19 protein-coding genes and 1 other RNA gene are annotated in these 22336 nt (G+C 49.9%); 13 read left to right on the forward strand and 7 right to left on the reverse strand.

All coding sequences use genetic code 11. The annotated features are described in order from the left end of the window. Window positions 1–5 precede the first annotated feature (5 nt). The 8 genes from ssrA (at window position 6) to ACESNI_RS08760 (ending at window position 5683) form a co-directional block, all read left to right on the forward strand. Window positions 6–337: a transfer-messenger RNA gene (gene ssrA / locus ACESNI_RS08725) on the forward strand. Window positions 338–429: 92 nt separating this feature from the next. Further along, complete coding sequence (locus ACESNI_RS08730) at window positions 430–918, forward strand: SspB family protein (RefSeq protein ID WP_373086154.1); 489 nt, start codon at window positions 430–432, stop codon at window positions 916–918. Window positions 919–979: 61 nt separating this feature from the next. Then, complete coding sequence (locus tag ACESNI_RS08735) at window positions 980–2614, forward strand: fumarate hydratase (protein ID WP_373086155.1); 1635 nt, start codon at window positions 980–982, stop codon at window positions 2612–2614. Window positions 2615–2624: 10 nt separating this feature from the next. Beyond that, the gene (locus ACESNI_RS08740; RefSeq protein WP_373086156.1) at window positions 2625–2867 is read left to right on the forward strand and encodes a ribbon-helix-helix domain-containing protein; all 243 of its coding nucleotides are present in this window, start codon (window positions 2625–2627) and stop codon (window positions 2865–2867) included. Window positions 2868–2931: 64 nt separating this feature from the next. Continuing rightward, window positions 2932–3138: a DUF4169 family protein gene (locus tag ACESNI_RS08745; protein WP_373086157.1), complete on the forward strand. Its 207-nt coding sequence runs from the start codon at window positions 2932–2934 to the stop codon at window positions 3136–3138. A gap of 407 nt (window positions 3139–3545) precedes the next feature. After that, window positions 3546–4424 carry a haloalkane dehalogenase gene (locus ACESNI_RS08750; RefSeq protein WP_373086158.1) on the forward strand — a complete coding sequence of 293 codons (879 nt, stop codon included), beginning with the start codon at window positions 3546–3548 and terminating at the stop codon, window positions 4422–4424. A 16-nt stretch (window positions 4425–4440) separates the two neighbouring features. After that, window positions 4441–4785, forward strand: coding sequence for a hypothetical protein (locus ACESNI_RS08755; protein WP_373086159.1), 345 nt, complete (start codon window positions 4441–4443; stop codon window positions 4783–4785). Window positions 4786–4816: 31 nt separating this feature from the next. Continuing rightward, window positions 4817–5683, forward strand: coding sequence for an adenylate/guanylate cyclase domain-containing protein (locus tag ACESNI_RS08760; RefSeq protein ID WP_373086160.1), 867 nt, complete (start codon window positions 4817–4819; stop codon window positions 5681–5683). On the opposite strand, the gene ACESNI_RS08765 is transcribed toward ACESNI_RS08760, so the two are convergent. Next, window positions 5680–9807 carry a Calx-beta domain-containing protein gene (locus ACESNI_RS08765; RefSeq protein WP_373086161.1) on the reverse strand — a complete coding sequence of 1376 codons (4128 nt, stop codon included), beginning with the start codon at window positions 9805–9807 and terminating at the stop codon, window positions 5680–5682. The two genes, ACESNI_RS08760 and ACESNI_RS08765, sit on opposite strands and share 4 nt — an antisense overlap. Before the next feature lie 276 nt (window positions 9808–10083). On the opposite strand from ACESNI_RS08765, the gene ACESNI_RS08770 reads away from it, so the two are divergent. Beyond that, window positions 10084–12330, forward strand: coding sequence for a CHASE2 domain-containing protein (locus ACESNI_RS08770; protein WP_373086162.1), 2247 nt, complete (start codon window positions 10084–10086; stop codon window positions 12328–12330). Between the two features lie 16 nt (window positions 12331–12346). Here ACESNI_RS08770 and ACESNI_RS08775 read toward each other — a convergent pair whose 3' ends face one another. Then, window positions 12347–13033 (reverse strand): HAD-IA family hydrolase, encoded by a 687-nt coding sequence (locus ACESNI_RS08775; RefSeq protein WP_373086163.1) that lies wholly within the window; start codon window positions 13031–13033, stop codon window positions 12347–12349. A 142-nt stretch (window positions 13034–13175) separates the two neighbouring features. Here ACESNI_RS08775 and ACESNI_RS08780 point away from each other — a divergent pair, with 142 nt between their 5' ends. Continuing rightward, window positions 13176–13979 carry a pentapeptide repeat-containing protein gene (locus ACESNI_RS08780; RefSeq protein WP_373086164.1) on the forward strand — a complete coding sequence of 268 codons (804 nt, stop codon included), beginning with the start codon at window positions 13176–13178 and terminating at the stop codon, window positions 13977–13979. Window positions 13980–13988: 9 nt separating this feature from the next. Here the strand turns inward: ACESNI_RS08780 and ACESNI_RS08785 are convergent, their stop codons facing one another. Together ACESNI_RS08785 and ACESNI_RS08790 are read right to left on the reverse strand one after the other, a co-directional pair. Next, window positions 13989–14705, reverse strand: coding sequence for an HAD family hydrolase (locus tag ACESNI_RS08785; RefSeq protein WP_373086165.1), 717 nt, complete (start codon window positions 14703–14705; stop codon window positions 13989–13991). Between the two features lie 34 nt (window positions 14706–14739). Further along, window positions 14740–16137 carry an FAD-binding oxidoreductase gene (locus tag ACESNI_RS08790; protein WP_373086166.1) on the reverse strand — a complete coding sequence of 466 codons (1398 nt, stop codon included), beginning with the start codon at window positions 16135–16137 and terminating at the stop codon, window positions 14740–14742. A 129-nt stretch (window positions 16138–16266) separates the two neighbouring features. On the opposite strand from ACESNI_RS08790, the gene ACESNI_RS08795 reads away from it, so the two are divergent. Then, a complete protein-coding gene (locus ACESNI_RS08795) occupies window positions 16267–16749 on the forward strand; it encodes a thioesterase family protein (protein ID WP_373086167.1) in 483 nt (160 codons plus the stop codon). 61 nt (window positions 16750–16810) lie between these two features. On the opposite strand, the gene ACESNI_RS08800 is transcribed toward ACESNI_RS08795, so the two are convergent. Both ACESNI_RS08800 and ACESNI_RS08805 read right to left on the reverse strand, forming a co-directional pair. Then, entirely contained in the window at window positions 16811–17941 is a 1131-nt protein-coding gene (locus tag ACESNI_RS08800; RefSeq protein ID WP_373086168.1) for a DUF2336 domain-containing protein, read from the reverse strand. A 62-nt stretch (window positions 17942–18003) separates the two neighbouring features. After that, window positions 18004–18777, reverse strand: coding sequence for a hypothetical protein (locus ACESNI_RS08805; RefSeq protein WP_373086169.1), 774 nt, complete (start codon window positions 18775–18777; stop codon window positions 18004–18006). Window positions 18778–18972: 195 nt separating this feature from the next. Here ACESNI_RS08805 and ACESNI_RS08810 point away from each other — a divergent pair, with 195 nt between their 5' ends. Continuing rightward, window positions 18973–19353 carry a cytochrome c family protein gene (locus ACESNI_RS08810; RefSeq protein ID WP_373086170.1) on the forward strand — a complete coding sequence of 127 codons (381 nt, stop codon included), beginning with the start codon at window positions 18973–18975 and terminating at the stop codon, window positions 19351–19353. A 38-nt stretch (window positions 19354–19391) separates the two neighbouring features. Here the strand turns inward: ACESNI_RS08810 and ACESNI_RS08815 are convergent, their stop codons facing one another. Beyond that, window positions 19392–20243, reverse strand: a complete 852-nt coding sequence (locus tag ACESNI_RS08815) for a 3-keto-5-aminohexanoate cleavage protein (protein WP_373086171.1) — start codon at window positions 20241–20243, stop codon at window positions 19392–19394. Window positions 20244–20508: 265 nt separating this feature from the next. Between ACESNI_RS08815 and ACESNI_RS08820 the strand changes: the two genes are divergently transcribed. Continuing rightward, on the forward strand, window positions 20509–22302 hold the full coding sequence (locus ACESNI_RS08820; RefSeq protein ID WP_373086172.1) for a putative bifunctional diguanylate cyclase/phosphodiesterase: 1794 nt from the start codon (window positions 20509–20511) through the stop codon (window positions 22300–22302). Window positions 22303–22336: the final 34 nt, after the last annotated feature.

Here is a 22336-nt window from a genome sequence, read left to right on the forward strand (position 1 = left end):
AAAGGCCTCTTTCAATATCAGGCAGGAGCCCTTATATTAAGTATGTTGGGAAACCAACTATGGCGATAAACGTTGCATGGCATAAACGTTGCGGACCCGGGGGCGGTACCCGGCGCCTCCACCATAAATACAGATAGTCCAATTGGTCTGTGTTTTTGATGGGGGCGAAATAGGCTCGACGCGCGCAGTAAAGATGTAATTTTTGCCCGGCATGATACCACCGTATAACGGGGTCAAATCTATAAATGCTAACGATAATAACGAAGCATTTGCCGTAGCTGCTTAATCGCACTACACGGGGTTCGGGGGGGCACCTGGCAACAGAAGCCCCTCCACTACCTTCCAGGATGATCTGGAAATATATACGCAAAACTGGTTCGCAATGTTATAAACAATCGTATCATGCGGATACGGGAGAATAATCGGAACATGACTGACGATATCAATTATAATGAGATGGTTGAGAAGGCTCTCATGGAAGTTGTTCGCGATTCATTGCGATATGTTGGAAAGCATGGCCTTCCTAATAACCAGCATTTTTATATTACCTTCAAAACCCGATATCCCGGCGTCTCACTGCCCAAACACTTGTCCGACCGGTATAAGGATGAAATGACGATCGTCCTGCAACACCAGTTCTGGGATATCGTTGTCGAACAAGCCTATTTCAGCGTCGATTTAAGCTTTAATCATAAGCGCGAAACATTGACGGTTCCTTTCGCGGCTTTAACCGCATTTGCCGACCCGTCCGTCCAGTTTGGTCTACAATTCAATGCGGGAAACATCTCAACCCCGGAAAGCACCCCATTGGAAGACATCGACGAACTTGCTGACAATACCGTTAAGAGCGATGAGGACGAAACACCGCCCGAAAAGCAGGGCGAAGTTATCACCCTCGACGCCTTCCGCAAAAAATAAAACCAAGGACCGAAATGGGCCTTCATCACCTTGTTTAGTTCCCCAAGTTGAAAGCGTTCAAATGCCAGAATTCCATTACCAGGAAATGTTTCCTCTCGGCGAAGACACCACACCCTACCGAAAACTGACCGATAAATTTGTCTCGACAATCACGGTTGATGGCCATGAGATTTTAAAGGTTGAACCGGAGGCCCTCTCCCTGCTCACCGCAGAGGCTATTCATGACATATCCCATCTTCTACGCCCTGCCCATCTTCAGCAACTGGCCCGAATTCTCGAAGATGACGAAGCCTCGGAAAACGACAAGTTTGTTGCAACTGAATTCCTGAAAAATGCCAATATTGCCGCTGGCATGATCCTGCCCGGATGTCAGGATACGGGTACCGCCATCATCATGGGAAAGAAAGGCCAGTATGTCTGGACCGATGGCACGGACAAGGAGCAGCTTTCCCGCGGTGTTTACAAGACCTTCACTGAAACCAATTTGCGCTATTCCCAACTCGCGCCGCTTTCCATGTTTGACGAAAAAAATACCGGAACGAACCTTCCGGCACAGATCGATATCTATGCGACGAACGGGTCGGCCTATGAATTTCTGTTTCTCACCAAGGGTGGCGGATCGGCGAATAAGTCCTTCCTGCATCAGGCGGTCCCGAGCGTCCTGACGCCCGACAGGCTGGTTCCATTTATTGAAGAGAAAATGATAGAACTCGGCACAGCCGCCTGCCCACCCTACCATTTGGCAATCGTAATCGGCGGAACCTCCGCCGAAGACACCATGAAAACAGTCAAACTCGCGTCAACCAAATATTATGACGAGCTCCCCACATCCGGAAACGAATATGGCCATGCCTACCGCGATGTGGAAATGGAAAAGGAAATTCTTAAAATCTCGCAGGGCATCGGTATTGGCGCCCAGTTTGGCGGCAAATATTTCTGCCACGACGTCCGCGTCGTTCGCATGCCACGCCACGGGGCAAGTGTCCCGATCGGTATTGGCGTTTCCTGTTCCGCAGACCGTCAGGTAAAAGGAAAAATCACCAAAGATGGCATTTTCCTGGAGCAACTCGAAACCAATCCCGCCAAATACATGCCGGATATTCCCGAGATAGCTCTCAGCAGCGACGTGGTAAAAATCGATTTGAACCGGCCAATGAGTGAAATTCTGGCAACGCTTTCGGAATACCCGATCAAAACGCGATTGAGCCTCAGCGGCACAATCATTGTCGCCCGCGACCTTGCCCACCGCAAACTTCGCGAGTTACTAGAATCGGGCGAAGGCCTGCCCCAGTATTTCAAGGATCACATCGTTTATTACGCAGGGCCCGCAAAAACACCAACCGGATACGCTTCCGGATCCTTTGGTCCGACAACGGCCGGACGGATGGATGGATATGTCGATCAGTTTATGGCCGAGGGTGGAAGCATGGTAATGCTGGCGAAAGGTAATCGCAGTAAGGCGGTGGTTGACGCCTGTCACAAGCATGGCGGCTTTTATCTGGGATCTATCGGTGGTCCCGCCGCCGTTCTCGCCCAGAATAATATCAAGAAAGTTGAGGTTCAGGCTTTCGAGGAATTCGGTATGGAAGCAATCTGGCGCATCGAGGTCGAGGATTTTCCAGCCTTTATCGTCATGGATGACAAAGGCAATGATTTTTTTGCCCGCAAGCGGAATACGCCTGAAAAAGTGGGCTAGGACCAGAAGAGTGCCGGCAACCATAATCAAGCATTCTGTGAAAATTGCCGGTCACCAGACCAGTATTTCTCTCGAGCGCAAATTCTGGGAATTGCTGCGGCAGATTGCGGATCGGGAGACGCTCAGCATCAACGAACTAGTTACCCTCATCGATGAAAACAGAGAGGGCAATGTTTCCAGCGCCATTCGTCTATATGTCCTCGAGGACCTTATCCAAAGAAAATCAAAATTGGGCGAACCAAAAAATATATGAGGAATAGCTTACGGCGTTCCTATATAATGAGTCAGGGCTTGCAATTACCGGGATGATATTGGCTATGGGTGACGTGGTTAGTCTAAATCAATTTCGTAAGAAACATGATCGCAAGATTACTGAAAAGAAGGCGCGCGAGAATCGAATACTTTTCGGACGCACATCGACCGAGAAAAAATCGGACAAGGATCAGAAGTCGAAGAATACCCTCCAGCTGGATCAAAAAAAATTGGAACGGCTACCGACCGACAAGGACGATGACAGCATCTGAATTTAGGCATTTATTTACGATTTTCGTCTATAATTACCAAACTGATGTCATAAAAATGTCCTAACTTGCTTCTAATGAATGACCATGCGATTCACGACAACAAGCATGATGAGGTAAAGATGGAGTCCGGTTTACAAAAGTATCCTGAGCCAGCGTTGAAAGACTTGCTCACCGACCCGATTATGCTGGCTGTTCTGAAGCGGGATGGGCTTACGGTGGATGACGTGAAAAAGATAGTAACATCCTACCAGAGACATCAAACCCGTCCTTCCTGATATTGCGACAATCGTTTCCGTCCCGCTTCGATTTGTTCCAAGCTAAGTTCTTTTGCTGTGCAACGTCTTCTTGCCGCGTTATTATCACCCTAGAAGGATGTCCGTTCGCAGCAACCGGAGAACATGCGCAATATGACAGCAGAAACCAGATATAAAAAGAAATCGGCGACAATTCGCGGACTTAAAATGTCCTATATTGAGGAAGGCGAAGGCGATCCAATTGTATTTTTACATGGAAACCCGACGTCGTCTTACCTTTGGCGAAATGTTATGCCACATCTAGAACACCGAGGCCGATTAATCGCCCCCGATCTTATCGGCATGGGCGATTCAGAAAAACTCCAGGATAGCGGGCCGGACAAATACACGTTTAAGGAACATCGGGCTTTCCTGGCAGATCTTCTCGGCTATCTCATGGTTGATAAGAACGTCACGCTTGTCGTCCACGACTGGGGATCAGCGCTAGGCTTTGACTGGGCCTATCAAAATCAGGATGCGATGAAGGGCATCGCCTATATGGAGGCGATTGTCCAATCAATCGCGAGTTGGGATGACTGGCCCGATGCCGCACGGAACATATTTCAGGCGTTCCGCAGCCCGGCAGGAGAAGAACTCATACTGGAGAAGAATTTTTTTGTTGAGCGTGTTCTTCCCTCCTCCATCCTTCGGGAACTGGCAGAAGAAGAACAGCGTGAATATGCGCGGCCGTTCCGAAAAGCCGGAGAGGACAGGCGACCGACCTTAACCTGGCCACGCGAAATTCCTATCGCGGGCGAGCCAGAAGAAGTTGTTCAAATCGTCGACGAATATTCGGCATGGCTCAGCCAGTCAGATCTCCCCAAACTTTTCATCAATGCCGATCCCGGTTCCATTCTCATCGGGCCGCAGCGCGAATTCTGCCGCAGTTGGCCAAACCAGATGGAAGTAACCGTCAAGGGCCTGCATTTTATTCAAGAAGACAGCCCCGATGAAATCGGAAAGGCTATTTCTGAATTTATCACCAGAATTTAATATCTTGCGAGAAATCATGACCGAAGAAATGAAACGCATAAAATTAAACGCCTTACAGAGCAAGACGCTGATGCTGTTGCAGCTTCTCGCGCGCGATCCGGACAGTTCGACGGCTGTTCCGGATAGTGAGGACATTCGGATTACCCGGTTACCCCATGGCCATGGAAACCATATGCATGTGGGGGATTTTGTCGTTTCGACGAAGGATGCCAATGGATTGAGCAATAAATCCGTCTGGACTGCTCTTGCCCGCAAAGGTTTAGTTCGTGAAAATTGGGATACTGATATCATCCTAACGCCTGCCGGGGTGGCCTTTACGACTGGGCTGGATGGCAGATTTTTGGCGACCTCCGATCACTAAAGAAAGGCCTGTCGCAGGAGAGAAAAAATTTATGAACTCCGAGGTGGATAGGAAGCTGACGGCAATTTTATGCGCAGATGTCTGCGGATATAGCCGGCTCATGAATAATGACGAAGACGACACGCTTACCCGCCTCAAAATCACACGGGATATCTTTCGCGGTTTCATTGATCAGTATGGTGGCCGCATCGTTAACATGACGGGAGACGGTCTGGTCGGTGAATTTGCCAGTGTCGTAAAAGCCGTTCAATGTGCAGTTGAAGTCCAGAATAAGATTAACGCCGATAATGCGGATCTGCCGACCGCCTATAAAATGCTCTATCGTATCGGGATTAATCTTGGAGATGTCATTATTGAAGGCGACGATATTTTTGGTGAGGGCGTGAATGTTGCCGCTAGGATGGAGGCGCTCGCCCCGGCCGGAGGAATATGTATTTCCGGTATCGTCTTCGATCAGGTGAAGAATAAGCTTCCTCGGCACTTTGAATTTCTTGGGAATAAGACGGTCAAGAATATCGCGCAACCAATTCCAGTTTACTCACTTGCTTTGACAGAATCCCCGGAAGTTTTTCCTGCGGAAGCAGAGTCACACGTCCCGAACGTCAATCCATCCGGCAAAGTCGCGAAAGATCATGACGACGATGCCCGCATTCGCAGATATGTCCGGCGGCAGGCAGGGTTTTATCGACGGGCCATAACTTTTGGCACCATCATTCTATTTCTTTTCATCATAAACGCCCTTAGCTCATCGAGTAACTGGTGGGTTCTATGGCCTGCAGCTTCGTTTGCTTGTCTGCTATTGGTCGACGCCATTCGTATTTTTGCTGTCAACAACAGAACGCGGGAATGGGAAGAACGTAAAATCAGCCAGCTCAAATCCCGGAAACCGCGGACTTAAGATTCGTCCACCACAATTTTTGCGGCGATATCATTGAGCGCCTGAATATCTGGATTAGCATAGTTATCAAACACGATTGTCGGTGCGTTTGCGGCAACGAAAGAAATCGCTGCCTTGCCATCTAATTCCGACAGATGCCAGGCATCGCCCTCAGCGCGAGCGTCCGCCAGAATACCAAGATCGTCGAAAAGCTGATCGAGATTTACTGTATCTTCCGCTGGACTGAAATCTGCAATGATAACATTCCCCGAATCCGCCCCGTTGAAAACAAAGCTATCCGCCCCGTCACCGCCCTGAAGAACATCGTTGCCGCCATTTCCTTGAAGAATATCATTGCCGCCAAACCCCAAAATCAGCTCATCGGCACCGGTTCCCAATAAATGCTCATTCCCGTCCGTCCCGTCAATAGTCGAGGAAAATGCCGCAAAGGAAGAAAAGGCAATAACGGATCCGGCAATATTTTCGACAAAGGTAAAAGATAATATGGCACTGCTGGTATCACCGTCACCGTCTGTCAGGACATATTCGAAACTTTCCTGGACACCCGGATCCACCGTTGGCGGAGCAGTGTAGGTATAATTCCCGCTTGAATCGATGACAATGCTCCCCCCCAATACCGTATCAAGCGTCAACGAGGCGCCATTTTGCGGAATGTCATGGGAGGCGCCGTTATATATCAGGGTCGTCAGCGTGCCACCGTCAGCGCCCAGTTGGTCAACCGTTCCGTAACTCACAACATTATCCGTCTCGACAACCGGGACGCTTGTCACCAAAAAACCTTCAAGGTCGTTCGGGTTAAGAATAAGGGTGGGGTCATCTCCAAAATTTTCGACCTTGGCGAGCTGAGCCGTGTTAATTCCGCTGCCCAACCCGACAGCGATGACTTCGATATGGTTGCTATCGACAAAATCCTGCCACGCATTTCCATTCGCCGTTGGGACGGCGGATGATGCACCGCTGGGGGAGCCATCCGAAATAAAATAGGTGATCTTGCTGTAATCCGTGAGTGTCGCGTCTGCAAGATGGGTTTCCAGAATGCCCTGGGCCCCGTTCGGCGTATCTGCGACGGCGGCGGCGTAATTTGTCAGGCCCCCTGTCGTCAAGTTCCCTTGATTATTGATAAAGGCCTGAGCCTCGGCAACAGAAGTGCCCTCATAGACCACACTTGCGGCACTCGCGAAGGAAATGAGAGTGATATTAACAGCCCTTGATGCCTCTTGATACTCATCAAGAACATTCGTCACGGCTTGCTTCAGAACATCAATGCGGGTGGCGCCGTTATTCCCCGGCACCAGTTCATCCATCGATCCGGAGGTATCGAGGACAAAAACCAGATCATATGCCGGAAGTTCCGGCACCTGCAATGTCAGCGAGTCCGGACTGGCGATAGGAACATCATCAACAATGGTTGCCGTGAAGCTGCCATGGGCGACAGAACCGTCATAATCTTCCACTGTGTAGCCAAAATTTAGTATTTGCGCATCCTGCCCCGACGCCCCGTGATCGATGGCATCGATGAGCGTCAGGGAATAGCCGTAACTGTCTCCAGTTCCGGCGGGCGCTAAATCAAGGACAAAGACTGTTCGCGGGGCCCCCTCTTCCGGGAGCGCCATCGCCGTTACGCGTTGTGTGATTCCGTCGTCAAGTGTTGCGATACTATAATCAACCGGGTCGCCGCGCGACGTCAACTCAGGCAATGAACTGATATCAAGAGTAACACCACCGGGACCGTCGAGGCCAAAATCCGGCGTGACGGTTCCCGTTACCGTCGTCCCATCCGGCGTCGTATCACTGCCCCCCGGCAGATCATCCTCATCGACAATGACGTTGGTCGCCAAACCGGCGGACGGCGCGTTATCGCTAATATCAATCTGGAATGTTCCCGCGGCCGAGGAGCCGTTAACGTCATTCACCACAAAGGCCAAATCAAAGTCCAGCGCGGGCACGTTTTCCCCGGTCGAACCGATATGATCAACCGGCCCATTGAGTGTCAGGTCATAAGTCCCGTCTGCATTAAGAAGAATGGTGAAGACGGGCTGTCCATCAGCCATCCCGGTCAGGGTATTCGTGCCCAGGCCATTGAGCACAACTGGCGCGCCATTGGAGGTAAGTCCGGCAGCGTCGAAATCCGCTTGTTCGGTATTGAAGGTAATGGCCGCAATAGTCCCGCTTCCACCGGCAATGCCCAGGCTTCCGTCATCCACAATATTACCGGGCGATCCTTCATCCAGATCAACAACAGGCGAATTGTCGAGCACGATAGGAATATCGTTATCCTCAATCATCACCGTGAAAGATCCGGATGAGGCGTCAATAGATGAATTGCTTGACCCGCCGACCAGCGTTAGCGTCAGACTTTCCGCACCTTCATAAAGATTGTCATCGATTATCGGGATACTGACAGTCACCGTTGCCCCGGGAGCAAGTCCGGCTACCCCGCCATTGAAAGTGGCAGTTCTTACAGCATCAGCCGCATAATCGCTTTCCGCCGTGGCAGTGCCGGTAAGAACGTAATCAACGCTAACGGTTACTCCGGGCGCCACGGCCTTATCAAGGATCAACTGATAGGTCAGCGTCCCCGCGTCTTCGGTGATAACTCCCACATCCCCGCTCAGAAAAACATTTCCGGCTGTCACCTCCCCGAGGGACACAATACCGATATCGTCATCATTGATGATGATCACCGCCTGGCTAAAGGCCACATTGATATCCGCATTGTCGGCACCGGTCAGGGCGACGATAAAGAATTCCTGGTTCTCAATCACGGCATCATCGGTCACGTTGATCGTAAAGCCGGCGGAAGTCTCCCCCGCTGGAATTACAAGAGTGCCATTCCCACCTCCAACGAAGTCCACATCTCCCGGTAAGCCCGTATCCGTCTCCGTCGCTGAACCGCTCCGTATTTGATACGTGATAGTCACAGGGACATTGAGGACGGCATTGAGGCTCACGACAACCTGAAAAACATTTACATTGCCCGACTCCGGATCAATAATGGCATTAACGTTTAAACTCGTCTGCGGGCCAGCACCGGTAACTTCCTCCCGGCTTTCCTGCTGATCAAAATGAAGATTTGTCGGATCCAGCAACCCCGCCGGTTTCAGCAGGTTTCCAATAGCCGCACCGCCATCGATACCCCCTTCCGAAAAGGCCTGAAACCCTGCCCCACCCCCATTGGATGCCCGTCTGCCACCTGCTTCCGGCGCGATTTTATCGGGATCGAAGTTTTTCTCGTCATCAAACCAATCCGGATTGATCAGACGCAGCGCTTCACCATATATGTCAAAAAGCTGCTCGCCCGTTACAATAAAAGGAACGCTCGGCAGAGACGAATAGCTGGTCACGATCACAGATTGATTTGCGGTATCGAGAACCTGCGAACCCGCTTCGTTTGTTACAATAATGGCGCCGGTAAACAACGTGAAAATGGATTCTTCACCGATGCTTTTGATGTTGCCCGCCCAGCTGGTCCCGCGAATACCAATTGTCCCCACTGGCGTTCTGATATCAACATTGTCGTGATTGTCCTTGGCAATCTGACCGCTTACCAGGGAAAAAACGCCCTGAAGGAGAGAAATACCAAAGGAACCGGACCCCGTAGACGGGCTGTAAATCATTTCGTCAAGAACGGCCCGTCCATTCTCGCCCATGGAAAACTGTGTATCATCGACAAAAATAACCGTGAAGGAAGACCCGCTTGCAGTCTCCAGTATATCACCTTGAAAAACAGACGCTCCCTGAACAAGATCATCTGACGTCCCATCCGGATGCTTGGCGTGGACATTGCCGGAAAGCTCGGTAACCTCCCCGATTGGACCATTTGCATCAGATTGTATGGTTTGTGTTTGCGCTTGCGGTCCGGGACCGGCCAACCTGCTGACAAGGTCTGATGGGATTCGAGCGCCGCCCGCAGTGATAAGATCAGCCCCGGGGAAAGATGCAAAATAATCATGGATAGTAATATATTCGCCAGAATCGCCCGTCAGGGTTAAATCGGTGCCATCCCGGCCATATTCCGCGACAAGCGGCTGTATTTCGTCGCCGAGGTGAATTGTCTCGCCGCCCTTGGACAGGTAATCCGCCACAGCTTTACTATCCACGCTCTCACCTGTATTAATTTTCATGGCATAAAACCAATCCACGGAATATATTGATCTGTAAAAATATTTCTGGAACTTCAGAAAAACCGCCCGAATGTTCCTTTAGTAGAGTTGTATACGATAGTCCTTTTTTATGTACATAACTCTGTTATTCTTAATATTGAACGTCTTATTTGGGGTAATATAATAGTGATAGCTAAACTATGACACATTATGAACAAAATTCATAAAATTTTCGGTTGTTATAGTTAACGGTCTTGGTGGATTTGCGCCAAAGGCAGCAAGACGTATGGAAGTTATATGGGAAATAGAGCATTAGCTCGCACCATCAAAGCAATGTTGCGGCCGTTCCGGTGGATTTTTACTGCCAGAAGCGGTCGATTTTCGGCGATGATCGTATTGGCGGCAACATTGTTTCTGCAAATTTACGATCCACCTTTCCTGTCGAATTTTCGCGATCGCGTTTTTGATCTCTACCAGCAGTCAATGCCGCGCGAGGTCACATATCCCCGTCCTGTCGTTGTCATTGATATTGATGAAAAAAGCTTGTTAAAACTTGGCCAATGGCCCTGGCCGCGATCGTACCTTGCAAAACTTGTGGAAAATGCAACCAAAGCCGGCGCCGCCGTCATCGGCTTTGATATGCTATTCGCCGAATCTGACCGCCTCTCTCCAGACAAAATGTCCGAAAATATTCAAGGGCTAGACCCAGAGACAAAAGCCCGGTTGGCGGGCCTGCCGTCTTTTGATGACATGTTTGCCGAGCAAATCCATAATAGCCGGGTTGTCCTCGGTATTTCTGTAAGTCCCGTCAGTGACGGTGCCAATAATTACGGACTCGAGCGCATCCCTTCCTTCGCGGTACTCGGGCAGGACCCCAGAGAGCATATGAAAAGTTTTCCCTCCCTGATCGGGAATATTGACACACTGGATCAGGCCGCTGCCGGCCGCGGGATGATCAGTCTCGATCAGGATTTTGACGGTATCGTGCGCCGTGTGCCCCTCGCCAACCGGGTTGGTGATAAAATCATTCCCTCTTTGGCGCTCGATATGCTTCGGGTTGCAACAGGCCGCAACGTCGTTATCCAGGCAAATGAAAATGGCATCATTGGATTTAAGGTTGCCGGCACACTTGTTCCGACTGATACAAAAGGCCGTATCTGGATTAAATATTCCGAATATGATCCGGCGCTCTATGTCTCTGCCGTTGATGTCATTAACGGGACTATCGATAATCGCGAACTTGCGGGAAAACTGGTCCTTGTGGGGACGTCGGCAACGGGCCTGAAGGACCTTAGGGCATCGCCGTTGACGTCCAATCTGCCCGGCGTCGAGATGCATCTACAGATGCTCGAGAATATCTGGACACAAACCTATTTATTCAGACCTGAGTTCATTGCGATCTTTGAATGGCTGGGCACGTTGTTGACCGGCCTCACCCTGATCGTTCTTGTCCCCTTCGTCGGCGCCCGAACCACCCTGGGGTTGCTGGTGCTTGTTGCGACAGTCGCGATTTCCTCATCTATTTACTTCTTTGTCTACCACTCCGTCCTGATCGATGTAAGCTATACGGTGACAGCGTCGACGCTCGTCTATGTCACGCTAGTCTACGCCAACTATCTTAGTACCGAGCAGGAGCGAACCCGAATACGGACCGCTTTTGCCCATTACCTTTCCCCGGAATTGGTAAAGCGGCTGTCCGCCTCCCCGGATAGTCTCGTCCTCGGCGGCGAGGAACGGGAAATGACCTTCCTGTTCTGCGATGTGAGGGAATTTACGGTCATATCGGAAGGATATAAACATGACCCACAAGGCCTTACTCACCTGATCAATCGATTCCTGACACCCATGACCAGCGAGATTCTCGATCACAGCGGCACTATCGACAAATACATGGGCGATTCGATCATGGCCTTCTGGAATGCCCCGCTGGAAAATGATCAGCATCCAAAGGATGCAGTCGATGCCGCATTAAAAATGATACGGAAGCTCGCCGCGCTGAATGTTGAATTGAAGCGCGAGGCAGAAGCGGAAAATCGGGCATTTAAACCACTCCGCGTCGGGATCGGCCTTAATACCGGTGTGTGCATTGTCGGTAACCTGGGGTCTGAACAGCGGTTTGATTATTCTGTCCTCGGCGATCCGGTAAATCTCGCATCGAGGCTTGAAGGACAAACGAAAGAGTATGGTTTCAGCATCATCCTTGGCGAAAGCACCGCCGGCGCTATTCCGGGCTACGCCATGATCGAGCTGGACCTTATTGCGGTGAAGGGCAAGGAGGAAGCCGTGAAGATATACGGCCTTCTCGGGGATGAGGCCCATACTCAAAATCCGGAATACATCGAGGCGAGCACAAATATCGAAATTTTTCTGAATTTATATCGCCGGCGGAAATGGGAAGACGCGCTTGCGCAGATCAAGATTGTCGGCACAACAAATCCCCGGCTGGAAAAATTCGCGCGCCTTTACCGGGACCGGATCAACGAATTCATGGTCTCGCCGCCACCTGACGAATGGGACGGTGTGTTTCGCGCATCATCCAAATAACCTGTGCATCGTCCCATTATGGAAAGTGAAGTCCGGTCGCGCTTTCCAAGTCTTCCAACGCCTGCGCTTCACTCACCACTTTGATCGTCTTCATCCCCATTTTCGCCGCCGGTTTTAAATTTATGCCGAGATCGTCGAGATAAACAACCTGTTCCGGACCAACCCCCATTTGTTCACAGGCATATTCATAGATTCTGGGATCCGGTTTGCGGAGGCCTATCTTGCTTGATTCGATAACCTGCCGGAACAGGCCCATCACATCCTTGACAGCGATCAGTGCCTTTTCATCCCGCATCATTCCCGGTCCCTTGCCAGCGGTCACATTGTTAGTCAAACAGGTGCAGTTAAACTGTTGCCGACAAATTTTTAGGGCTTCGACCATTCGCGGGCGAAGATTGCCTGCCAGCAATTTTACGACATCGGCTCCGGAAACGGCATTGCCAAGGGCGACGGCTTCCTCTTCGAAAAGCTTGTCGAATTCGGCAAACGTAACCTCGCTCCTCTCGAACTTTGCCCAGGCATTTGTATCTGGGTTCGTCGAATTAATTTTGCGGATAAAACCCGGTTGCAGGTTCTGTGTCTTTTCAAATCGTGAAAAAGCCTCGAATGGGCTCGTTGTCAAAACCCCTCCAAAATCCCAGAGGATTGCCGTTATCATGTCGATCAAGTCCTGGTTAGCAGAGCCTCCGGAAGGATGGCTCATGCAGATTATTCTATTTCTTATCTTCGAATTGTGGCAGTCGCAGAACCTGTTGTCAAATTGCACAGGGATTTGAATTTACAAACTTATTTGTTAGATTAAGGTAGAATAACCGCCCTATTCAAATTTGCTGGAGTAAATGTAAATGAGAACTTTGGTTCTTTCCGTTCTGATTACCTTCCTGACAAGCACGGGGGTTCTGGCTTTTGATGCGAGCGAGTTTAAAACGCTGAGGGAGACCGGCAGTTGCGGAGGCTGTGATCTGCGAGGAGCTAAATTGCAATCCATGGTGCTTAAAGACGCCTATTTGAAGGGCGCGAATATGAGAGATTCAATCATGAAGCTCATAAACCTCACCAATGCCAATCTTCAGAACACGGATATGCGCCGGTCAGATCTGGAGAAGGCGATCTTGACGGATGCAAATCTTGAAAGTGCTATCCTGCAGGAAGCAGATATGGAAAAGGCGACCATGACGGGGGCGAATTTCCGTCAAACCGATCTACGCGGTGCGGACTTTGAAAGTGCCGATATTACCGGTGGAAAATTTCAGCAGGCGGATATTCGTAAAGGTAACTTCAAGCGGGCCAATCTTGCCCGGGCGAATTTCAGCAATGCGAAAATAACCGACGGGAATTTTAAACGCTCAAACATGTCCGAGACCATATTGACAAAGGCGGAACTCCGGGATTCAAATTTCGCCCGGGCTAACCTTACAGGGGCGCGGCTGGATGAAGCGGATCTGAGGCAAGCGAATTTTTACCGGACCGAACTCGTTAACGCCGATCTGACCGATGCAAACGTGTCAGATGCCAGCTTTTGGGGCGCCAATTTATCGGGCGCCAACCTGAAGGACACTAAAGGCCTTGAGCAGGAACAACTGGATGATGCCTGCGGAGATAAAGCAACGGTCCTGCCCAACCGCCGGACCATTGCCGTTTGTCAATAGCAACTGTCGTTATCGTAATTCTGAAATCAGCCGTCGGAGTTCCCCCATATGCACAATCTCGTGAAAGCGAGGCTCATCTATTGGGGTTTCTGCATGCTCATGCGACCAGGTAAGATCGTGAGGAACATAAACACCGCGACTTCCCGCCTCAAGGGCCGGCAGGACATCAGACTTCAACGAGTTTCCGACCATCATGCTGTGATGCGGGCTTGAGTCATGGGCGTTAAAAATCCGGACGTAGGTCTCCGTTGATTTTTCGCTGACAATCTCAACGCCATCAAACAAATCGCCGAGCCCTGATTGGGCGAGTTTACGCTCTTGATCGAACAAATCCCCTTTCGTGATTAGGAGCAATTTATAGCTCTTGGAAAGCTCCTTCAGTGTTTCGTGAACATGGGGAAGCGTTTCAACGGGATGGCGCAGCATCTCACGGCCTGTTTCAAGAATTTCACGCAGCACTGAGGCCGGGACTTTATCGTCGGTGATGTCAATTGCCGTTTCAATCATGGAAAGCGTAAAACCCTTAATTCCATAGCCGTAGAACTCCAGGTTCCGTTTTTCGGCCGCCAGCAACCTCTCGGTGATATGATCACCGCCCGCATAATCACCGAGCAGGGACGCAAATTTATCTTCCGTTATCCGGAAAAAATATTCATTTTGCCAAAGTGTATCATCGGCATCGAAGGCGATCGTCGACAGAATGGATGAAGCAGAATTTAAAGTCATTTTCCTGTTTTTCGCAAACCCTCAGGCGGCACCGCTATTCGGCCGCGCGCGCCGGAATGATTTTTCCGGGGTTCATAATGTTATCAGGATCAAGCGCCTGCTTTATGGCGGCCATGACACTTACAGCCTCCCCATGCTCCCGGTCCATATATTTGATCTTGCCAAGTCCTATTCCGTGCTCGCCGGTGCAGGTCCCGTCCATCGCAAGCGCCCGCTCGATCAATCGGCCGTTGAGGCGCTCTGCTTCCGCAAGTTCTTCGGGATTTTCCTTCTTTATCACAAAAGACAAATGGAAATTCCCATCGCCGACATGACCGACTAGCGGGGCTATCAGAAAGCTGTTTTTCAGGTCCTTCTTGGTTTCCAGAATACAATCGGCAAGCCGGGAAATCGGAACGCAAACATCCGTTGCCCAGATTTGCGCCCCATTGCGCAAGGCTATTGCGGCGTAGGCGGCATCATGACGTGCCTGCCAAAGCTTGCTTCGCTCTTCCACCTGGGTTGTCCATTTAAACCCTTCGGCACCGAATTCGGAACAGATATCGCTGACCTGTTCCGCCTGTTCCTTGACATAAGCGTTACTGCCATGAAACTCCAGAAACAGCGTGGGCTGAACGGTAAGATCAAGTCCTGAATATTTATTGACGGCATCAACCTGTACTTCATCCAGCAGTTCAATGCGGGCAACAGGAATGCCGGATTGAATTGTGAGGATAACTGCCTTTATCGCGCCTTCAATATCCGGAAAGGAAACTGTCGCCGCGGATATCGCCTCTGGAATACCATAAAGTTTTAACGTGATTTCAGTGATGATCCCGAGTGTTCCTTCAGACCCGATATAGAGCTTGGTCAAATCATAGCCTGCGGCACTCTTCTTCGCCCGCCGGCCCGTTGAAATAATCCGGCCGTCTGGAAGAACAACTTTAAGGCTCAGGATATTTTCGCGCATTGTGCCATATTTAACGGCGTTCGTTCCCGAGGCGCGGGTGGACGCCATGCCACCAATGGACGCATCCGCTCCTGGATCTATTGGAAAGAACAACCCGGTATCGCGCAAAAACTCATTGAGTTGCTTCCGTCTTACGCCGGGCTGTACGGTACAGTCGAGATCCTCTGGACTGACACGGAGAATTTCATTCATTTCATTGAGGTCAACAGAAACGCCCCCATGAATAGCCGTTATGTGACCTTCAAGCGAGGTGCCCGCCCCAAACGGAATTACGGGAACCTTATGGGCCGCGCAGATTTTGACAATACTTGAGACTTCCTCTGTGCTTCGCGCGAAACAGACCACGTCGGGCGCTTCCGGGAAATGCCAGCTTTCATCTTTGCCATGCTGGTCCCGGACTGCCTGAGCCGTTGAACAGCGCGTTCCGAGCAGCTTTGTTAGTTTTTCTATGACCTGATCCATTTCCGGATGTCGTGTCGCCATCGTCTAATCCTCTATTTCGTCAACGGCCGGACTGGTCAGCCGTGAATAAAGACATTATCATACTTTTCGGTCGCTATTTCAAAGAAGAATAAAGAGGCGAAGCGACGCAATGAAAACAGGAAGTTATAGATGAGCAACCCGGCAATGAACGCCCTACACCATCAACCGGTCCTGCCGGAGTGGATTGATTATAACGGCCATATGAATGTCGCGTATTATGTGTTGGTATTTGATCAGTCCTTTGACGTGTTTCTGGACGACATCGGCCTGACGATTGACTACCGTGATCGCGCTGGATGCACGGGTTTTGTCCTCGAAACCCACGTTACCTATATTCAGGAAGTACATGAAGGCGATCCGCTGGTGATGCATATACGCGTTCTCGACTGGGACCAGAAACGTATGCATCTGTTTTTCGAAATGTATCATCAAGACAAGGGATTTCTGGCCGCCACTTCGGAGCAAATGATCCTTCATATTGACAAGACGGGTCCGAGAGCGACGCCAATGCCTGAAAACATTCAGGCCGCACTTCAACAATACAAGGCAAGAACAGACAATCTGCCAGTTCCCAAACAGGCGGGCGCGGTTATCGGAATTCGGCGTAAATAGTAAGGCCGGAAAATATTGCGAGGCGCTTGCTATACTTAACCCGCGTCGGCTCTAGGGCAGATTAGGCAGCCCGGTTTTCACTCGCTTCACTATGCCCGAGTTTTGCAATTAGATAATCGACATCTTCGCCATCGAACTCGTCCTGGAAATGAGTAAGGACACGCTCGATCACCTGATTTCTGTATCGTTCACGATCCCCGGCGGCGCCATCAAAATCGAGTTCAGCCGCAACTTCAAGACCAACCTTCATAATTTTCTGAAGTCCCCCCGGTATTCGAGTTTTCTCGCAAAGTTGCTTTAGTCCCGATCCACCGGCATCATGAACAAGAATATGAACGTTGGCGACAGCAATGTCCGAAAATTTGGCCATCGCCGTTTCAAAGAAGTCCACATCCCCGACGCAAAGGGCCCGCAAAATGATGGTTGGTGTCAAACGACCGTTGCTATGAAGCTGATCAACAAGCTCGGCGAGTTCCGCATGACTCGCGCCATCCTTGATAAAGCCGATCATAGTTTTTTCACGGCTTTCAAGAATAAGGTCCGTTGCCATGCCGGGTGACATTTCATGGTGACGCACGAGATGATCCCGCAATTCATCAGAAACCAGCGTGACCAGTCGTTCGGTAATCGTGATCGGCAATTTGCTGCGGTGAGCCATGGGCACATTAATTTTTTCACTGTCGCCGAACTGGTCGAGAACCTTTTCGTAAGTCTCTTCTGATATCTCCGCGCCGTCGTTTCCCATTAGAGTGGCGACCACCTCGTCCGAACCTGTTTCCACAAGTTTGCTCGCAACCGCGTCCGAAACTTTCCGGCGCTTCGCGACGGCTGATTGATGGACCTCTGTTTGAGATTTAATGATCTCAAACAGATCTTCTTCACTTAATACTTCAGAATAGGTAATGATCGGTGTTGCAACATCGGCGATGTCGCTGGCAAGCTTTTTTGCAATATCATGAGGCAGGTCTGGTAGAAATTTCAGGTTCTCGGCCAGCGTCTGGCGTACGATGACTTCTGCGTCATTGACCAGCAGGCGGAAAATTTCCTCCGCCTCGCGTCGTTCTGTTTCGGTAAATACGCGCTTGACCAGACCACCTGCTATTTTTTCAATTGTTTCCGCCCGCGCGAGCGGAGACCGATCGGTAAGTAACCGCTCGACGTCGGCTGGGCTTAGAGAACCGCTATCTGACACACTGGCTCCAATACATCTGGTAATTACACTGTCCAGTGTTGCCAAATAGAATTAAAATTCCCTTAATCTTTCCGTCCTTCAACAACTTCTTTTACGGCCCGGATTTGATCTTCAACCTTGATATCGAGAATACTGGTAATTTCCAGTTCGCGTTCTTCGAACACATCCTCGTCGGGATGCGCCGTCTGCCACTCCAGAATCCGCGCATCCCGGCCAACAATCAGTTGTTCGATCTGTGGCCTGAAGAGGATCAACATGGCGGTGAGCCAGCGATTTGCGGGCCAGGATGGCGTGCTGTGATCAATCGCAAAATCATCCAGCATGCCGATCACATCTCTTTTATCGTACCAGTTTTCACCTGTTACCCACCGATTCGTAGTGAAAAGAGTGACGGGAAAGCCTGCACTATCCATGGAAATGGCAATGAGATGACAAAGTATCTCGTCTTCGGATGTTGGCCAATCCGCCTTTCCGTGATAGCGCACCGGCGCAACATCGCTACGCATTCCCTTCTTACGCAGGAAAGTGTGAAAATGACCATGTTCCGTCTCTCGATGGGCGTGATAATAATACTGGGCATGGGTCTCGCTATCATACACGTCCCCTTCAGGGTAATGATCCCATTCATAAAATGTCCCCTGCCCACGGAGTATTTCAGCCACTATATTGGAGCCGCCCTTCGTGAGGACGCGATAACATTCCAGAATCTCATCCGCCGCCGCATTCATCCTGCCAAGCTTCTCGCGCGGAAATGCCCTGAGAATTTCTCTTAAACCCGAAGTCGTAGTCGTTAAAGTCCCGCAGAATTTATCGTCAAGATTAATAGCGCCGTTCATATGCCCAAGTATCCTTCCATTACTTCCAGACTATAAGCACAGTTCGGCCTGACAAAATACCGGCTCACGAGAAGGTGAAGGATCGTGTTCCGAAGAAGAATCTGCCCGCGACATTATGCCTCTGTCGCCACTAAAGGAGGTATGATATCCAAATCGGATATCGGGTTTTTCCATCAGGATCGCAGGAGACAAATAATGAGAAATTTCGGACTTACCGCTCTTGGACTATCGATAGCTCTGACATTTGCGGCGACCTCTGCGATGGCAGCCGGAGATGCAGAAAAAGGCGAGAAAGTCTTCAAAAAATGCAAAGTTTGTCATACAGTTGAAAAGGGCGGAGCGAATAAAACCGGTCCGAATTTATTCGGCATAGTCGGGCGCAAGTCGGCTACCGTCGATGGATACCATTATTCAAAGGCGATGGAAGGGATGAATATTGTCTGGGATGACGAAAAGCTGGACATTTATCTGACTAAGCCCCGGGCCTATGTCAAAGGCACCAAGATGAGCTTTCCCGGCTTGAAGAAGGAAAGCCAGCGTCAGGACCTTATTGCCTACCTGAACACCCTCCATTAAACTGAAGCCAGTCTGAAAGTCACTATGGAGATGACCGCTTAGATGGCGGTCTCCGTCTTCGTGCCCAGAAACATAGCCCTGACATCGCGAGCAGTCGCCACCGGGCGGCCTATTGCCTCGGAAACCCCGCGTATCTGTCGAACTAGGTCAGAATTCTGACTGGCAGATTCGCCATCTTTCAACAACATATTGTTTTCAAATCCAACACGCACATGACCGCCCAGTGCCAATGCACTACTGGTAGCCGCAAGTTCAAGTGGCCCGAACGCGCAAACCGCCCAGGGGCATTCCGGTTTCAGCGTTATAATGAACGGCAACAAATCCCGCGGATGGGATTGCTGACCTGTTGTATATCGACCCAGAACGAACAAAAGAAACGGGTTGTCAAATGGAATTATGTCATCGCGAACCAGCAATTCATATCTCCGTAGTTCTTCAACTGAGGAGATGATAAGCTGCGGCATGATTTTCAGAGCCATCAATTCAGCGAAGAAAGATCTTGCATGCTCCTCGCCGCCCTCAGGCACTAACTCCCTAATCGACAGGGAAACCGCCTCCGGCTGCAACGCTATTACCATATCCATTTGCTGTTGGGCGTTGTACATGCCAACGGCTTCGGTGGTCGCCTGAATGACGATCGCCTCCCCCACAGCCCCCCGAATAGCGTCAATTGCATCCCGGTAACGTCCGACATCCAGAGTATGGTTATGATCTTCATCGCGAACATGTAAATGGATCATGGCGGCCCCTTCCGTCTGACATACCTTTGCTTCATGAGCAAGGTCCGCCGGCGTAATCGGCAGCATCGGATGATCATGCTTGGATTTACGGGCACCGTTTGGGGCAATAGTAAGAATAACGGGGTTTAAAGTTATTGTTTGGCTCACCATCTGTTTCCTTTAATGCTACCTGCCGTCGTGAAAAGAGGTCAAAATTCCGATGGCGCTTTTTTATACATCATCATAACGACGCCGAGACCATAAAGGAATATTTTTACAGAACTGATGTATAACCCGCGGTCCAGGAGGATCCTTATGATGCTGGAAAATCTAGTAAAAAATTAAGACCTTCTTTACGCTCTCTGGTTATAACCGGCTTTAAAGATATCTTTTTAATCCTACGAAATTCGCTACACGAATTTATTGATCGAGAATTATGTCACTAAATATAACAGATATGGCGTCCAGATTCTCCATTGCGAAGGAACGGGCCAGCACACATAAAATTGCTCGCAGCGGCAAGGATCGTCTAAACCTAAATTATAGTAAGTTACGCTTGCTGATTTTGGAATCCGGCGACTTAATTCTCAATTTTTGTCAGGACAACCACGTCCCTGTTACATCGCACGAGAATGACTTTGATAACATAATTTTCGAAGATATCAAGGCTGGCGTCTACAACTGCGTCATCATAGATGACATCCAGGCCAAAGCGCTTAATGACGTTAAATTAAAGGAAATTTCAAGCGGTAATCCGTTTATCCCCACCATCGTCATCGGCGGCTCCCTGCATCATCTGCAAGCGGGAGTAAGCGAAAGTATTTCCTATCAAAATCTTTCCATTGCGCGTCTCGAATCCGCTCTCTTCAATGCAGACAGACTTTGTAAATTGCATTATCGAACAGAACATCTGGAAGCGGAGTTATCTGCGTTCGTGGACGAGGAACCGTTAACCGCCCTTCCCGGTCGAAATAAATTTCGCAATAAAATGAAAAAATCCATCGAGCAAGCACGTGAGAACAAAACACCAGTTTCGTTGATTGTGCTCGATCTCGACAGCTTCAAGGCCCTGAATGAAAGCCGCGGTCATGACTTTGGGGATCAGATTTTGAAAACTGTGGCAAAACGCCTGTTCCGGTTTGCTCCGGATAATTCCATTGTTGGGCGTCTGGGGGATGATGAATTTGCCCTTTTACTCAATAATCAGGATTATGCCGACACCTCACATCATTCTATTGCCGTAAGACTGTCTCACGAAATTCGCAAGCCGTATATTGTAGAGGGCCAAAAAACGGAAGTCAGCGCGACTATGGGAATTGCCGGCCTTGATGCGGACGACAGTGCTGACAGCCTGTTACATAAGTCGATTGCGGCTTTGTATTCAGCGAAGCGCGACAAGACACGTCTCACGGTATTTACCCAGAAAGACGACAATGAACGGCGGCAGCAACTCCGCTGGGCTCAGGACCTGCCCGACGCGATTAAAGCAGGTGAATTGCGACTTCACTATCAGCCAATTGTTCAAATGAGCTCAAAAGAAGTAATCGGCGTGGAAGCTCTCGTCAGATGGCAAAACCCCAAGCACGGTCTTCTTTTTCCCGACAGCTTTATCCCGCTTGCCGAGAATTCAGGCTCGATCGAAGCCTTGACGCGATGGGTTCTGGAGGCAGCGGTTGCTCAAGGGAGCCTTTGGCTGGAAAATGGTGAGCCGCTCTCAGTTGCAGTTAATATATCCGCCTTGATCCTGCATAATCCCAGTTTTCCAAGCACCGTGAAGCGGATCCTGAAAAAAGCTAATTTTCCACCAAAACTTCTGAAGCTGGAAATTACTGAAAGTGCGATAATTTCGGATGTTTCCCGCGCGACCGAAATCGTAAACTGCTTTCACGAAATGGGCGTTCGTATCTCAATCGATGATTTTGGTACCGGCTATACGTCGCTCTCCTATTTGCGCAAATTACCTTTCGATGAAATCAAGATCGACAAAAGCTTTGTCTTGAACATGAAGTCCGTCGCCGATGACGAAGTGATCGTCAGGACCCTGGTCGAGCTTGCTAAAAATCTCAGCCTTTCCGTCGTTGCCGAAGGTGTAGAAGACCTTGAGACTTGGCAACTGCTGGATAATCTGAACTGTGACGTAGCCCAAGGATATTACATGAGCCGTCCGATAGATCTAGATGCCTTCAATCTGTGGATTAAATCCCAGCCATGGCGACAGGAACTGAAGTAACCCCTTTCCATATCTTCGTTTGACCTGACCTCAT

It is taken from the genome of Sneathiella sp., assembly GCF_041689005.1.
Taxonomy (GTDB): Bacteria; Pseudomonadota; Alphaproteobacteria; order Sneathiellales; family Sneathiellaceae; genus Sneathiella.